The 14,567-nt window shown below is 65.5% G+C and carries 15 protein-coding genes; 6 read left to right on the top strand and 9 right to left on the bottom strand.

What is annotated here, in order from left to right:
• The first annotated feature begins 46 nt into the window (after positions 1–46).
• Positions 47–898, top strand: a complete 852-nt coding sequence (locus ACSQ3N_RS14645; protein WP_056166468.1) for a DMT family transporter — start codon at positions 47–49, stop codon at positions 896–898.
• A 114-nt stretch (positions 899–1,012) separates the two neighbouring features.
• On the opposite strand, the gene ACSQ3N_RS14640 is transcribed toward ACSQ3N_RS14645, so the two are convergent.
• The 6 genes from ACSQ3N_RS14640 to lptF all read right to left on the bottom strand — a co-directional run bounded on the left by ACSQ3N_RS14640 (position 1,013) and on the right by lptF (position 6,374).
• Positions 1,013–1,429, bottom strand: a complete 417-nt coding sequence (locus ACSQ3N_RS14640; protein WP_056165622.1) for a hypothetical protein — start codon at positions 1,427–1,429, stop codon at positions 1,013–1,015.
• Positions 1,430–1,439: 10 nt separating this feature from the next.
• Entirely contained in the window at positions 1,440–2,591 is a 1,152-nt protein-coding gene (locus ACSQ3N_RS14635; RefSeq protein WP_056165624.1) for a pyridoxal phosphate-dependent aminotransferase, read from the bottom strand.
• Positions 2,592–2,744: 153 nt separating this feature from the next.
• Complete coding sequence (locus tag ACSQ3N_RS14630) at positions 2,745–3,686, bottom strand: CysB family HTH-type transcriptional regulator (RefSeq protein WP_056165626.1); 942 nt, start codon at positions 3,684–3,686, stop codon at positions 2,745–2,747.
• A 71-nt stretch (positions 3,687–3,757) separates the two neighbouring features.
• Entirely contained in the window at positions 3,758–4,135 is a 378-nt protein-coding gene (locus tag ACSQ3N_RS14625; protein WP_056165628.1) for a sirohydrochlorin chelatase, read from the bottom strand.
• 29 nt (positions 4,136–4,164) lie between these two features.
• Entirely contained in the window at positions 4,165–5,271 is a 1,107-nt protein-coding gene (lptG, locus tag ACSQ3N_RS14620) for an LPS export ABC transporter permease LptG (RefSeq protein ID WP_056166470.1), read from the bottom strand.
• Positions 5,268–6,374: an LPS export ABC transporter permease LptF gene (lptF, locus tag ACSQ3N_RS14615; RefSeq protein ID WP_056165630.1), complete on the bottom strand. Its 1,107-nt coding sequence runs from the start codon at positions 6,372–6,374 to the stop codon at positions 5,268–5,270. The genes lptG and lptF overlap by 4 nt, the downstream gene beginning before the upstream one ends.
• Positions 6,375–6,419: 45 nt before the next feature.
• Between lptF and ACSQ3N_RS14610 the strand changes: the two genes are divergently transcribed.
• From ACSQ3N_RS14610 to ACSQ3N_RS14595, 4 genes are all read left to right on the top strand, one after another.
• Positions 6,420–8,045 (top strand): leucyl aminopeptidase, encoded by a 1,626-nt coding sequence (locus ACSQ3N_RS14610; protein WP_056165631.1) that lies wholly within the window; start codon positions 6,420–6,422, stop codon positions 8,043–8,045.
• 21 nt (positions 8,046–8,066) lie between these two features.
• Positions 8,067–8,501 (top strand): DNA polymerase III subunit chi, encoded by a 435-nt coding sequence (locus ACSQ3N_RS14605; RefSeq protein ID WP_056165632.1) that lies wholly within the window; start codon positions 8,067–8,069, stop codon positions 8,499–8,501.
• 467 nt (positions 8,502–8,968) lie between these two features.
• The gene (locus ACSQ3N_RS14600; RefSeq protein ID WP_436146660.1) at positions 8,969–9,265 is read left to right on the top strand and encodes a hypothetical protein; all 297 of its coding nucleotides are present in this window, start codon (positions 8,969–8,971) and stop codon (positions 9,263–9,265) included.
• Between the two features lie 130 nt (positions 9,266–9,395).
• A complete protein-coding gene (locus ACSQ3N_RS14595; RefSeq protein ID WP_056165634.1) occupies positions 9,396–10,523 on the top strand; it encodes a branched-chain amino acid ABC transporter substrate-binding protein in 1,128 nt (375 codons plus the stop codon).
• 362 nt (positions 10,524–10,885) lie between these two features.
• Here ACSQ3N_RS14595 and ACSQ3N_RS14590 read toward each other — a convergent pair whose 3' ends face one another.
• From ACSQ3N_RS14590 to lexA, 3 genes are all read right to left on the bottom strand, one after another.
• Positions 10,886–11,893: a D-2-hydroxyacid dehydrogenase family protein gene (locus tag ACSQ3N_RS14590; RefSeq protein ID WP_056165636.1), complete on the bottom strand. Its 1,008-nt coding sequence runs from the start codon at positions 11,891–11,893 to the stop codon at positions 10,886–10,888.
• Between the two features lie 293 nt (positions 11,894–12,186).
• Complete coding sequence (locus ACSQ3N_RS14585; RefSeq protein WP_436146659.1) at positions 12,187–12,684, bottom strand: hypothetical protein; 498 nt, start codon at positions 12,682–12,684, stop codon at positions 12,187–12,189.
• Between the two features lie 143 nt (positions 12,685–12,827).
• The gene (lexA, locus tag ACSQ3N_RS14580) at positions 12,828–13,502 is read right to left on the bottom strand and encodes a transcriptional repressor LexA (RefSeq protein WP_436146658.1); all 675 of its coding nucleotides are present in this window, start codon (positions 13,500–13,502) and stop codon (positions 12,828–12,830) included.
• Positions 13,503–13,584: 82 nt separating this feature from the next.
• Between lexA and ACSQ3N_RS14575 the strand changes: the two genes are divergently transcribed.
• The gene (locus tag ACSQ3N_RS14575; RefSeq protein WP_436146657.1) at positions 13,585–14,547 is read left to right on the top strand and encodes an asparaginase; all 963 of its coding nucleotides are present in this window, start codon (positions 13,585–13,587) and stop codon (positions 14,545–14,547) included.
• Positions 14,548–14,567: the final 20 nt, after the last annotated feature.

Below are 14,567 nucleotides of genomic sequence, written 5' to 3'. Positions count from 1 at the left end.
CCAGCCCCAGCAGCATCCCGCCACACCCGGCACCCTCGACGCGTTTATGCCCTTGCTCTTCGTCGCGCTGTGGAGCACCGGCTTCATCGGCGCCAAGCTGGGGCTGCCGTATGTGGAGCCGCTCACCTTTCTGGCCATTCGTTTCGCAATCGTCGCCGTGCTGATGCTGGCGGTGGTGACGCTGGTGCGGGCTCCGTGGCCGCCGTCGGGCAGGGCGTGGCTGCACATCGGCGTGTCGGGCCTGCTGGTGCACGGGGTGTACCTGGGCGGGGTGTTCATCGCCATCGGCCACGGGCTGCCGTCGGGCATCACGGCGCTGGTGGTGGGGCTGCAGCCGCTGTTGACGGCGCTGGTGGCGGGTGCCCTGCTGGGCGAGAAGGTGCGGCCCGCGCAGTGGGCGGGCCTGGCCCTGGGGTTTACCGGCGTGGCGCTGGTGGTGGCCGGCAAGGTGGCCACGGTGCCTGGCGGCGCGCTGGTGGGCATGCTGCTGCCAGCGGTGGTGGCGCTGCTGGGCATCACGGCCGGCACGCTGTACCAAAAGCGCTTTTGCCCGGCGTTCGATTTGCGCACCGGCTCGGTCATCCAGTACCTGCCGTGCGTGGTGGCCATGGCGGTGCTGGCGTACGCGACGGAAACCATGGCCGTGCAGTGGAGCGGCGAGTTTCTCTTTGCGCTGGGCTGGCTGGTGCTGGTGCTGTCCCTGGGCGCCGTCAGTTTGCTGAATCTGCTGATCCGCCGCGGCGGCGCGGTGAACGTGGCCAGCCTGTTCTACCTGACCCCGCCCACGACCGCGCTGATCGCCTGGGCCGTGTTTGGAGAGACGCTCAGCGGCTGGGCGCTGGCGGGCATGGCGCTGGCGGCTGCGGGGGTGTGGCTGGCCAGGCAGACTGGCCGGTGAGGGGGCCGGCGCTGCCGGCACCTGCGGGTCTGTGCAGGTGTTTGCTATCTATTTGGTAGCTGCTGGCGACCATTGGGAGCGCGGTACAGCCCTTTTTTATGAGGTGCGGTTTTTCTAAACGCCCGGATCTACCGCCAGGATGCTCAGCGGCCCGGCGATGGACAAGCCGCTCAGGCCGGTGGAGGCGCTGAGCGCAGACACATGGCCATCCACCGCCCAGACATCGACGTGCGCGTCTTTGACGCCGAACCGGCACGACACCGTGGCAAGGCGAAACTTGTCCTTACGGGCAAACAACACGCCCCCTGGCCACCGGTGCCAGAGCCAGCGCTTGCTGTAGAGCTCGATCTGTTTCCAGTCCGACACGCGGCGGATGTTGTTGATGCAGAGCACTTGCTGCGCCAGCAAGCGGCCGTCCGCCGGGGGCAGTGCGGCAGCGGTGGCGTCGAGCAGTGCCTTTTCAAACGGCAACAGCTTGTTGGATGGCGTCGGCGCGACGATGCGCGGAGCCGAGAAATTCAGTGCAGCCACGGTCCGCGTCTCACAACTTGCGCAGCCGCTCCAGCGCGGCGCGCAGCGTGTCGTCCTTCTTGGCAAAACAAAAGCGCACCACGCGCTGGTCGAACCCGTCGCCGTAGAACGCCGACAGCGGAATCGCCGCCACGCCCACTTCGCGGGTGAGCCACTGGCAGAAGTCGGATTCGTTCAAATCGCTCACGGCAGAGATGTCCACGCACTGGAAGTAGCTGCCGTTGCTGGGCAGCAGCTTCAGGCGCGAGTCCGCCAAGCCCTGGCGGAACAGGTCGCGCTTGGCTTGGTAGAACGCGGGCAGCTGCAGGTAAGGCGCCGGGTCTTGCAGGTAAGCGGCCAAGCCGTGCTGCATGGGCGTGTTCACGGTGAACACGTTGAACTGGTGCACCTTGCGGAATTCGGCCGTCAGCGCTGCAGGGGCCGCCACGGTGCCGACCTTCCAGCCGGTGACGTGGAAGGTCTTGCCAAAGCTCGACACGATGAACGCGCGCGCCGCCAGGCCCGGAAAGCGCGCGGCGCTTTCATGCTCGGCGCCGTCGAACACCATGTGCTCGTACACCTCGTCGCTGATGAGCAGGATGTCGGTGGGAGCGAGCAGGTCTTCGAGCTGGCGCATCTCCTGGGCCGTCCAGATGGTGGCGCTGGGGTTGTGCGGGCTGTTGATGAGGATGGCGCGGGTGCGGGGCGTGATGGCCGCGCTGATCTTGCCGAAGTCGGGCCGGAAGCTGCCGGGCGTGAGCGGCACGCGCACCGCCTTGCCGCCCGCCAGTTCAATGTTGGGCACGTAGCTGTCGTAGCAGGGGTCGAGCACGATGACCTCGTCGCCCGGGTGCACGACGGCCAGGATGGCGGTGATGATGGCCTGCGTGGCGCCGGCCGTGATGGTGATCTCGGTGTTGGGGTGGTAGGCCCGGCCATGCAGCGTTTCGATCTTGCGGGCCACGGCTTCGCGCAGCACCGGCACGCCGGGCATGGGCGGGTACTGGTTGTGGCCGGCCTGCATGGCCGCCGTGACGGCGTTCACCAGCTCGGGGGCGCATTCAAAGTCGGGAAAGCCCTGGCCCAGGTTGACGGCCTGGTGCTCTGCGGCCAGTGCCGACATCACGGTGAAGATGGTGGTGCCCACGTTGGGCAACTTGCTGGGGAAGGACGGAGTGCTCATCGCGTGGTGTCAATCATGGGAAATCAGCGCGGCGTTTGTCGGCCCGAAGGCCGCGGAGCAGGCCAAGCCAGCGGACGCCGTGGAACTGGCTTTGCCAGGCCACCGGCGGCGTCCCCCTGGAGGGGGAAGCCGCGAAGCGGCTCAGGGGGTGTTTCAAAGTTCGTAGTCGTTGACATGGCCGGTCATCGCGCGGGCGATGAGTTCGCGGCTCAGGCGGTCGCTGAGCAGCTCGGCAAACTTGTAGACGAAGTTGCGCAGGTAGGCGCCGCGCTTGAAGGCGACGCGCGCCACGCTCTGGCCGAACAGGTGGCCCACGGGGCGCACCACCAGGTCGCCCAGCGGGTCGTCGCGCATGGCCATCTCGGCCACGATGCCGATGCCCAGGCCCAGGCGCACGTAGGTCTTGATCACGTCCGAGTCGATGGCTTCGAGCACGATGCGCGGCTGCAGCTTGCGGGCGGCAAAGGCGTGGTCGATCTTGCCGCGGCCGGTGAACGAGGGGTGGTAGGTGATCAGGGCTTCGTGGGCCAGGTCATCGAGGCCGATGCGCTCTTTTTGCGCCAACGGGTGGTCGGTGGGCACCACCAGCACGTGCTGCCATTCGTAGCAGGGCAGGGTGACCAGCTCGGGGTAGTCCGCCAGGGATTCGGTGGCCATGCCGATCTCGGCCACCTCGTCGATGATCATGCGGGCCACTTCGTGCGGCGTGGCCTGGTGCAGGCTGATGTTGACCTTGGGGTAGGCCTCGCGCAGGCGGGCCACCGGCACCGGCAGCACGTAGCGGGCCTGGGTGTGGGTGGTGGCGATGCTGAGCGTGCCGCTGTCCTGCGCGCTGAACTGCTCGCCGATGCGCTTCAAGTTGCCCACCTCGCGCATGATGACTTCGATGCTCTTGAGCACGTGCTGGCCCGGCTCGGTGATGCGCTTGAGGCGTTTGCCATGGCGCGCGAAAATGTCCACGCCCAATTCTTCTTCCAGCTCGATGATGGCCTTGGAGACACCGGGCTGGGATGTGTGCAGGGCCTTGGCCGCCTCGGTCAGGTTGAGGTTGCGCCGCGCGGCCTCTTGCACAAAACGGAATTGGTGCAGATTCATATCTGATATCGCCTAAAGAGTTGCATCATTATGCTGCAACCATCTAAAGAAATCAGACGACCCTGCCGGATTTATCGCTCGGCCGGGCTCTCGCAGGCAATGTCTGCCATCAGGGCGGTCATGCGCGGGTCTTCGCCGATGGCCTGCTGCACATGGAATTGCGTGGCGGGGTGGGCGCTGCGCAGCGCCTGCACCAGCACCGGAAGGTCTTCCCGCGCGTGCTTGCCCGTGCCCAGAAACATCGGCACTACAGTGACCTGCGCGGCACCCTGCGCTACCAGCTGGGCAGCGGCCTCGGGCAAGCTGGGGCTGCACAGCTCCAGGTACGCGCAGGCCACGGGCCGCTCGGGGTGGGCGGCGGCAATGCGGGTGGCGACGGCCTCCATGGGCGCGCGCCACAGGGGGTCGCGTGATCCGTGGGCGAACAGGATGATGGCGCTGAGGCTCATGGCAGGGTGGTGTGTTTCAAGGGGGCCAGCTAGCGCCTGAGCACCAGCCAGCCGAAGGCGGCCAGGGACAACACGGAGTAGATCAGCCCGGGCGCGGCGGCAGTCAGCCACGGCGACCAGTTCTGCAGGTTGCCTGCGTAGCCGAACACGTTGTTGAGCAGGAAGAAGCTGATGCCCGCCATCACCCCTCCGAACACATAGCCCGCAATGCCGCCCGAGCGGAAATGCAGGTAGGCAAAAGGCAGGGCCAGCACCACCATCACCAGGCACGAGAGCGGGTAGAACACCTTGCGCCAGAACTCGATCTCGTAGCGCTGGGCGGACTGTCCGTTGGCGTCCAGATGCCGGATGTACTGGAACAGGTCGATGGTGGCCATGCGGTCGGGCTTGAGCAGCGAGGCAGCGACCATGTCGGCACTGATGCGCGTGGGCCACTGCAGCGTGGGGGTGTCCAGGTGCTCGACCCGGGCCCCGTCGGTGCCGCGCTGCTCGAACTTGCTGCGCTGCACCTTTTCAAGCTCCCAGGCGCCATCGGGCCCGAACTGCCCGGAGGCGGCACGTGTTTGCGATGCCAGGCGGCCCTTGCCGTCGAATTCAAAAATGCGCACGTCCAGCATGCCGCCGTTCGGGGTGAGTGCGCGCACGTTCACCGCGAAGGAGTGGTCTTCCTGGCGCTCCTTGAGCCACGCACCGGTGGCCCCCGTGGTCAGGCGGCCCAGGTAGCGCACCTTCACCAGCTGGGCCGCTCGGTCGGTCAGCGGCGCGATGTAGTCGCCCACCGCGAACGTGAACAGCACGAACACGCCGCCCAGCGTCAGCAGGGTGCGCAGCGCCCGCCACGGGCCCATGCCGCTCGTGCGCATGATGGTGAACTCCGAGCTTTGCGCCAGGCGCGCCATCACGAAGATGGTGCCGATGAGCACCGTGATGGGAAGTAGCTCGTACAGGTGGCTGGGAATGCTGAGCACCACGAACAGGAACGCGTGGGAGAGCTGGTAACCCTCGGCGCCCGCGCGGCCCACCCAGCGCAGTTCGTCCACCAGGTCGAAGAAGAAGAACAGGGCCAGGAACCCTGCGGTCACGAAGGTGACGGCCAGCAGGGCTTCGCGGTGGATGAGTCGGCGGATGGTTTTCATGGGGCGCTCCGGGGCTTCGGACCGGCCTGCCAGAGCCGGCGGATGGTCCATTGGTTGTGGCGCGCGGCCAGCACCAGCAGCGACGCCATCAGCATGCCGCCGTGCAGCAGCACCATGAAGCTGGCCAGGCCGAGCCTGCCGGCCCCGACCCAGCTTTGCCCCAGGGTCATGAGGTTGTAGTAGACGATGAAGGCAAAGAGCGCAAACACCAGGCTGGTGCTGCGCGCGGCCCGCGGGTTGACGCTGGCCACGGCCAGGCCCAGCACCACGAAGTTCAGGGCCGCAAGCGCGAGGCCGATGCGCCAGCCCAATTCGGCCTGGAAGGCGGGCAGGGGGTTCATCACCAGTTCATGCGTGGCGCGGGTCTTGACAGACAGTTCTTCGGCCGACCCCGAGGGCGCCGAGCCGATGCGGGTGCCGTATTCGGAGAACTCGCTCACCTTCACGCCGGGTTTGTCGCGCGTGGTCTCCAGGCGCTGGCCGTCCGTCAGCAGGGCCATGCGCTCGCCGTTCTGGGTCTCCAGCCGCGCACTGCGCGCCGATGTCACGGACTCCCGCGTGCCGTCGGTGGCGGCGATGAAGATGTTGTTGCCGGTCTGCGTGTCCGCGCTTTCCTTGTCGATGAAGAACACGCGGCTGCCGTTGGAGGATTCCTGGAATTCGCCCGGCGCGATGCGGTCGATGTCGCTGCGCTGCTCGTAGCGGGTCTTGAGTTCCTGGATCTGCGAGTTGGCCCAGGGCCAGACCAGCAGCGAAAGAACGGCGACCACCGCCATCACCGGCCAGGCAAACCGCACCAGGGGCTTGAGCAGGCTGATGAGGCCGCGGCCGCTGGCGAACCAGATGACCATCTCGCTGTCGCGGTACATGCGCGACAGCGTGCCGACCACGGCGATGAAGAGGCTCAGGCTCAGGATGGTGGGCAGCTGCCCGAGGACGGTGAAGCCCATGACCAGCATCACATCGGATGGACTGACACTGCCCCGGGAGGCCTGGCCGAGGGTGCGGATCAGCATCATGGTCATGACCACGGTCACCAGCACCACGAGCGTCGCACCAAAGCTGCGCGCCAGCTCCTTGCGGATGGATGAATCGAATAACATTGGCTCGCAGCCTGTAGAGCACGCTGAAAAAGGAAAACATCGATTATGAACTTTGATCTCAAGACCCTTGAACTCACTGCGGCCGCGTCGGAAAAATGCGATCTGCTGATCGCTCTCATCCCCGAGGGGTTCAAGCCCGGGAAGGACTCCTTGTCCGCCCTGGCTGCGCAGGCGCTCAAGAACGGAGATCTGGCCACCAAGGCGGGCAAGAGCCTGCAGCTCTACCAGCCGGCTGGCACCGCCGCCCGCCGGGTGGTGCTGCTGGGCGCCGGCGACGGGGCTGCCCGTGCCGTGCGCCAGGCGCTGCTGGCCGTGGGCGGCGCCATCAAGGCACCGCAGACCAAGCGCGTGGTGGTGTGCTTTGCTGCCAAGGCGCAAGCGGGCGCGGTGAACGCCGCCGTGCAGGCCGTGGCCGAGGCCAGCTATGTCTACACCACCACCAAGTCCAAGGTAGAGGCGCGCGCCCTGAGCCGCTGCGTGGTGGGCGTGCACAGCGCGGCCGACGTGCGCGACGCTTTTGATACCGGCGTGGCGCTGGTGGCGGGTGTCGAGTTTGCGCGGGAATGGGGCAACCGCCCCGCCAACCACGCCACGCCCACCTTGCTGGCAGACGCCGCCAAGACCCTGGCCAAGCAGCCGCGCATCCAGTGCAAGGTGCACGGCCCGGCAGAAGTGGCCCGCCTGGGCATGGGCGCCTTCCTGGCCGTGGCGCAGGGGTCCGAAGAGCCGCTGCGGTTCATCGAACTGCGCTATAGCGGCGCCGCCAAGGAAAAGGCCCCGGTGGTGCTGGTGGGCAAGGGCATCACGTTCGACACCGGCGGTATCTCCATCAAGCCCGCGGCCGAGATGGACGAAATGAAGTTCGACATGTGCGGTGCCGCCAGCGTGCTGGGCGTGTTCCGCGCGCTGGGCGAGCTGCAGCCCGACATCAACGTGGTCGGCCTGATTCCGGCCTGCGAGAACATGCCCGACGGCCGCGCGGTCAAGCCCGGCGATGTGGTTACCAGCATGAGCGGCCAGACCATCGAGATCCTGAACACCGATGCCGAAGGCCGTCTGGTGCTGTGCGATGCACTGACCTACGCCGCGCGCTTGAAGCCCGCCGCTGTGGTGGACATCGCCACCTTGACCGGTGCTTGCGTGATCGCCCTGGGCGGCGTGCGCAGCGGCCTGTTTGCCAACAACGATGCGCTGGCCAACGCGCTGCAAACTGCGGGCGACACGGCGCAGGACCTGTGCTGGCGCATGCCGCTCGACGACGACTACGCCGACGGGCTCAAGAGCAATTTTGCGGACATGGGCAACGTGGCGGGCCGTGCAGGCGGCGCGATCACGGCGGCGAAGTTCTTGCAGAAGTACGTGGGCGACCTGCCGTGGGCCCATCTGGACATCGCCGGCACAGCCTGGAAGGGCGGGGCGGCCAAGGGCTCCACAGGCCGGCCTGTGGGCCTTCTGGTGCAGTACCTGTTGGATGCGGCCGGCGCGAATCCCAGTGCCAATGCGAAGGCGTCCAAGACTTCCAAGGTGGCCAAGGTCGCCAGCGCCGCTAAGGGAGTCAAGGGAGTCAAGACTGCATCAGCTACCGCTGCTATGGGTGCTGCAGCGCCCGCACGCGCTGCAGGCGCCAAGCCTGCCGCGGCCAGGCGCGCGGCCCAGGCCGGTGGCGTCTGAGTCGTTCAAGGCCACAGCCCCATGACCGAAGTCGCTTTTCACTTCAATGCGCCGGACAAGCTGGCTTACGCCTGCCGGTTTGCACGCAAGGTGCAGCGCAGCGGAGCACGGTTGGTGATCTCGGCGCCCGCCGACACCCTGGTGGCGCTGGACCGCATGCTCTGGGCTCTGGCGCCCCAGGACTTCGTGGCGCACTGCCGGGACGATGCGGACGAAGAACTGGTGCACGCATCTCCTGTGCTGCTGGCCACCGATGCACGCACCGCTGCACACCATGAGGTGCTGCTCAATCTGCACGCGGGAGTGCCGGAAGGTTTTGGCCGGTTTGACCGATTGGTCGAAGTGGTCAGCGCGCAGGATGAGACGGACCGCGCTGAAGCGCGCGCGCGCTGGAAGCACTATGCATCGCGCGGCTACGCTATCACCCGCCACGACCTGGTGCTGAAGGCAGGCTGATGGCACAACCTCCCCGCACGCCGCCTCGGTTTGTTCCCACGCTCACCGAAGTGGTGCAAACGCCGGATTCCGTGCCTGCACTCGGGGCACCTGTTGCACCCGTTGCAGCCGGGCGCACCACGGTGATGTTGTCGCCCTTGCCTCCGGTGGTGCGGCCCGCTGCTGGAGGCGGTGCGCCCGCAGTGCAGGTGTCTGCAGTGCGCCCACCCTTGCCGAGTGCACAACCGCCCGCGGTGATGGCCCAGCGGCCTGCGCAGGCGCACGCACCGTTGCCGGGCGCGGTGAAAGCACCTGCCGCTGCAACTGCTCCTGCAGTGGCGCCTGCACTTTCACCTTCACCCCCACCAGCGCCTGTGTCTGGTGCGTCGCACGTGGCGGCATCACCGCCAGTTGCGCCGGTGAATGCTGCAGCGAGCCCGCTGGGCGCCGCTGCCAACGCAGGGGTGTTGACCCGTCGCTTGCCTGCCGTGGATGCGGTGCCGTCACCCGCCGCCGCGCCGCGCGCAGTGACTGCAGTTGCGGCACCTGCCGCCCGTGCATTGCCCGATGGCTTTGAGGAATACATGGTGCATCGCGTGATGCAGCGCGTGGACGTTGTGCTGGATCAACGTCTGCGCGAAGCGATCGCCACAGTGGTGCAAGAACAGACAAGATCGGTGCTGCCGCGCCTGCGCGAAGAGATCGAATCAGTGGTTCGCCACGCGGTGTACGAGGCCGTGGCCGATGAGTTGGCGAGTGGAGCGCCTGGGAAGCCAAAGGGTTAACAGGGTATTCCCCTGTGGTTTCCCCCACATTTAATCGTGTTCCCTAATGATCTGGCCCGTAAATTGCGATATGTTCCCCTGCGTTGAGACACAAGAACATTCTCAGCGTTTATCTTTACTGGAGATTGATATGCAATTGAAGTTGAAACTGACCGTGGTTGCTGCTATCGCAGCTGCTGCTGGTGTGGCCTCTGCACAAGAGCAGGTGGTCAAGATCGGCCACGTGGCTCCGGTTTCCGGCGCCCAAGCCCACTACGGCAAGGACAACGAAAATGGCGCCCGCATGGCCATTGAAGAGCTGAACACTCAAGGCATCACCATCGGTGGCAAGAAGATCAAGTTCGAGCTGCAGGCCGAAGACGATGCTGCCGACCCCAAGCAAGGCACCGCAGCCGCACAAAAGCTGTGCGACTCCAAGGTTGCAGGCGTTGTGGGCCACCTCAACTCCGGTACTACCATCCCTGCGTCCAAGGTCTACAACGACTGCGGCATCCCGCACGTGACCGGTGCTGCCACCAACCCCAACCTGACCAAGCCAGGCTACAAGACCACGTTCCGCATCATCGCCAACGACAACGCCCTGGGCGCTGGCCTGGCGTTCTATGCTGTCGACACCCTGAAGCTCAAGACGGTTGCCATCATCGATGACCGTACCGCTTACGGCCAAGGCGTGGCAGACGTGTTCAAGAAGACCGCAGCTGCCAAGGGCATGAAGGTGGTGGACGAGCAGTTCACGACCGACAAGGCAACTGACTTCATGGCGATCCTGACCGCCATCAAGGCCAAGAACCCCGACGCCGTGTTCTTCGGCGGCATGGACCCTCAAGCCGGCCCCATGCTGCGCCAGATGGAACAGCTGGGCATGGGCAACGTCAAGTACTTCGGTGGTGACGGCGTCTGCACGTCGGAAGTCGCCAAGCTGGCCGCTGGTGCCAAGACCCTGGCCAACGTGATCTGCGCTGAAGGCGGCTCCTCGCTGGCCAAGATGCCTGGCGGCACGGCCTGGAAGGCCAAGTACGATGCCAAGTACCCCAACCAATTCCAGGTGTACAGCCCCTACACCTACGATGCCACGTACCTGATCGTGGACGCCATGAAGCGCGCCAACTCGGTGGACCCTAAGGTCTACACCCCCGAGCTGCTGAAGTCCAACTTCAAGGGCGTGACCTCCACGATCGCCTTCGAACCCAACGGCGAAATCAAGAACCCTGCCATCACCTTGTACAACTACAAGGACGGCAAGAAGACGCCTCTGTAATTCAGAGCGGCTTCCTTTTTGGTGCAGCGCTTCGGTGCTGCGTCAAAAGCAAAAAGGCTTCCTGCAAGGAAGCCTTTTTTTATTCAAGGGGCGTGGTTGGTGATAGGCCAGCAAGTCTGACGGGGTGCACGGAGTTGCTTTGCACTGCGGTGCTCGAGCAACGCTGAGTCAGCGCCAGAATGCTCTGGTGCTGCGCGCATCCAGAGCGACTTCCTACCTCAAGTCCACAGGGTGTGTGTACGGCCGCAGGATACCTAACCCTGAGGGGTGCAAGCGCCAGTGGTGGTGCAAGCGCCAGTGGTAGAGGCACGAGCCAAGCACAGGCCAGGGCTCTCGGCGCCAGTCTGGCTTGCCTCGATGGCTTAACGGCGCACTTGCAGCGAACCGGGGTTCACGATGTTGGTGGGCGTGCCCTTGATGAAATTCACCACGTTGTCGAACGCAGCACCGAAGTAGAGCTCGTAGCTGTCTTGTTCCACATACCCGATGTGCGGCGTGCAGATGCAGTTCTCGAGCCGCAGCAGGGCGTGCCCTTGCAATATCGGCTCGCTCTCGAAAACGTCGACCGCAGCCATGCCAGGCCGGCCGCGATTGAGTGCGGCGATCAGGGCGTCCGGCTCGATCAGCTCTGCGCGCGACGTGTTCACGAGCAGTGCTGTGGGCTTCATGCACGATAGATCTTCGAGCGAGACGATGCCGCGGGTCTCATCATTGAGCCTCAGGTGCAGCGAGATCACATCGCACTGTGCAAAGAACTCTTCTCGGGTCGTGGCTGCCTGATAGCCATCGGTGAGCGCCTGAGCGCGCGATGCCTCGCGGCCCCAGACGCGGACGTTCATGCCGAAGGCGCGCCCGTAGCCCGCCACCAGCTGGCCAATGCGGCCGTAACCCCATACGCCCAGGGTCTTGCCACGCAGCACCGTGCCGAGGCCGAAGTTGGGCGGCATGGACGCCGCCTTGAGGCCCGACTGCTGCCAGGCACCGTGCTTTAGGTTGGAGATGTACTGCGGCAGCCTGCGCATGGCAGCCATCACCAGTGCCCAGGTCAACTCCGCTGGCGCCACCGGCGATCCGATGCCTTCTGCCACGGCAATGCCGCGCTCGGTACAGGCGGCCACATCCACGTGGCTGCCTACCTTGCCGGTTTGTGCAATCAGCTTCAGCCGGGGGAGCTTTTCCACCAGCTGCCGCGTGATCTGCGTGCGCTCTCGGACCAGGACGATGATGTCCGCATCCTTGAGTCTCACGGAAAGCTGTCCCAGCCCTTTGACGGTGTTGGTGTAGACCTTGGCTGTGTATGCGTCGAGCCGGGAGGCGCAATGGAGCTTGCGCACTGCATCCTGGTAGTCGTCGAGGATCACGATGTTCATCCCGACATTGTGCCTTGGCAGGAACCGCCGCATCGCACCAGGAGGTGTTGCGGTGCGCCAAAAGGTCAGCTTTTGGTGACGGATTGTGGTCTTCGCCGTTGGCACGCCGCACAGAGTCGCTGCAGCAGCGGCACATTGGCTACACCATCCAGTCATCCAGTCATGCAGTCATGCAGCCGTGAAAGCGTTCAGCCGTGCGCAGAGCAGCACCCAGCACATCCGGCCCAGTCCGGCCCACATGCAGCCCCGGCCCCAAGTTCTGGCCGCACATGCATTCCGACTGTGACGTTGCGTCAGGCCTGCAATGCCTCGCAGGCGGCCATGCGGTCCAGCTCTGCACACACATCGGCCATGCGGCCAGCGATCACCAGCCGGCCGCTGGCATGGGACACCTTGCGCACTGCAGAGGACGAACGCTGAGGCAATGCGGCGGATGCGATCGACGCCATGAATGCATCGCGGTTGCTGCCCCCAGCTGTGCCGAGAAACGAAGACCGGTTGGCCGCAAGCGAGGGGCGAGCCACCACCGCCTTGGGCTCAGGTGCGGGCGGTTGAACGGTGAACGGCCAATTGCCGCGCAGCGGGCGCAGACCGGGGGACCCGGCAGGGCGCTGACTGCCCATGCCGCCTTTGTCGCCAGCTGTGTGCTGGTCGCTCGGCTGGTGGCTTTGACCGGGGGGGGGCGATGGCGCAGCGCCCACGCGTGGCGCTTCTTCCAGGCGGACAAGGTTGTGCAACCAGCGCGCCAGTTGTTGAAGCGAATGGGGCAGGGCGGAAGAGAGGGTGGACAAAGCAATTCCCATGTGAAAACTCCGAAGGTCGGGGGTTGGACATAGGCAGGATTGCAATGACAACCGGGCACCGCAGGGCTGGCGTACCGACGTTACCGGCACACCAAACGCCCGCCACCTGCGGTGCGGTCTAAGGGAATGCTCTACATGAGCATGGTGTTGCGGATCAAGCCGACGGCCAGGCCTTCGATTTCGAAAGGCTCGCCGGGTTGGACCACGATGACCGGGTAGTCGGGGTTCTCGGGCAGTAGCTCGATGGCGGTGGCGGTACTGCGCAAGCGCTTGACGGTGACGTCTTCACCCAGGCGGGCCACGATGATCTGGCCGTTGCGCGCCTCACGGGTGGACTGCACCGCCAGTAGGTCGCCGTCCATGATGCCGGCGTCGCGCATGGACATGCCGCGCACCTTGAGCAAATAGTCGGGCTTGTGGTGGAACAGGCTGTTTTCCACACTGTAGGTCTGGTCGACATGTTCTTGCGCGAGAATCGGCGAGCCCGCCGCCACGCGGCCCACCAAGGGCAGCACGAGTTGCGACAAGCCCGGAATGGGCAGGCTGAACTGGTTGCCGCGTGCCGCGTTGATGGAGCGCACCGTATCGCTGCGCAGGCGAATGCCGCGCGACGTGCCGCTGACCAACTCGATCACACCCTTGCGGGCCAGCGCCTGCAGATGCTCTTCAGCGGCGTTGGCCGACTTGAACCCCAGCTCCGCCGCGATTTCTGCGCGGGTGGGGGGCGCGCCGGTACGGGCGATGGCGGTCTGGATGAGGTCCAGGATCTGCTGCTGGCGGGCTGTCAGTTTCGGGTTGTCGAGCATGGTGCTTTCCGGTGGAGACGCTACAGTGGCGAACAACTGTTTTTTAATCCAGTAACTGTATTTTTCACCAGTTTTTCGGAGTATGCAAGTGAGTCGGCAAAAAATTGTGGTTTTGGGCACAGGTGGCACCATCGCAGGCACCTCTGCGCAGCCTGGAGACAACATCGGCTACACCGCCGCGCAGGTTGGCGTGGAGCAGTTGCTGGGCGCTGTGCCGGGGCTGGAGCAGGCCGCCGGAGGTGCACGGCTGCTGGCCGAGCAGGTCGCGCAGATCGACAGCAAGGACATGGACATGCCGGTCTGGCAGGCGTTGGCCTTGCGCTGCGCCGGGCTGTTGCAGGACCCCGAGGTGCAGGGCGTGGTCATCACCCACGGCACGGACACCCTGGAAGAGACAGCCTGGTTCTTGCATCTGGTGCTCGACACCCGCGCCAAACCCGTGGTGCTGACATGCGCGATGCGGCCTGCCAGTGCACTCACGCCCGACGGGCCGCAGAACCTGCTGGATGCAGTGGCCGTCGCCGCGACGCCCGGCGCGTGCGGCGTCGTGTCGGTGGCGGCGGGCGAAGTGCACGGGGCCCGGCATGTGCAGAAGGTGCACCCGTACCGCGTCAACGCCTTCGGTTCGGGCGACGCGGGGCCGCTGGGATGGGTGGAGGAGGGCCATGTCCGCTTGACCCAAAATTGGCCGCCAGCGCTTGATGAAAAAGCGCCAATAGCGATTGAAAAGATAGCAAATTCGGCTGCTTGGCCCCGGGTGGAGATCATCCTGAATCACGCGGGTGCGAGTGGCGCCATGGTGGATGCGCTGGTGCGCGACGGCGTTCAGGGCTTGGTGGTGGCATGCACCGGCAACGGTACGGTGCACCATGCGCTCGAAGCTGCGCTCATCAAGGCGCAGGATGTTGGGGTGCGCGTGGTGCGCTCCACCCGCTGCCCGGAAGGCCAGGTGCTGCCCAAGCCCGGCGATGCCCTGCCTGACTCGCAAGGCTTGTCCCCGGTCAAGGCCCGCATCACCCTGATGCTGGACCTGCTGGCGCAGTAGTCCTTCGTTACCGCCGCACG

It is taken from the genome of Acidovorax sp. LjRoot194 (assembly GCF_964253015.1).
Taxonomy (GTDB): domain Bacteria; phylum Pseudomonadota; class Gammaproteobacteria; order Burkholderiales; family Burkholderiaceae_C; genus Acidovorax.
This window is presented reverse-complemented; position numbering and strand designations above follow the sequence as displayed.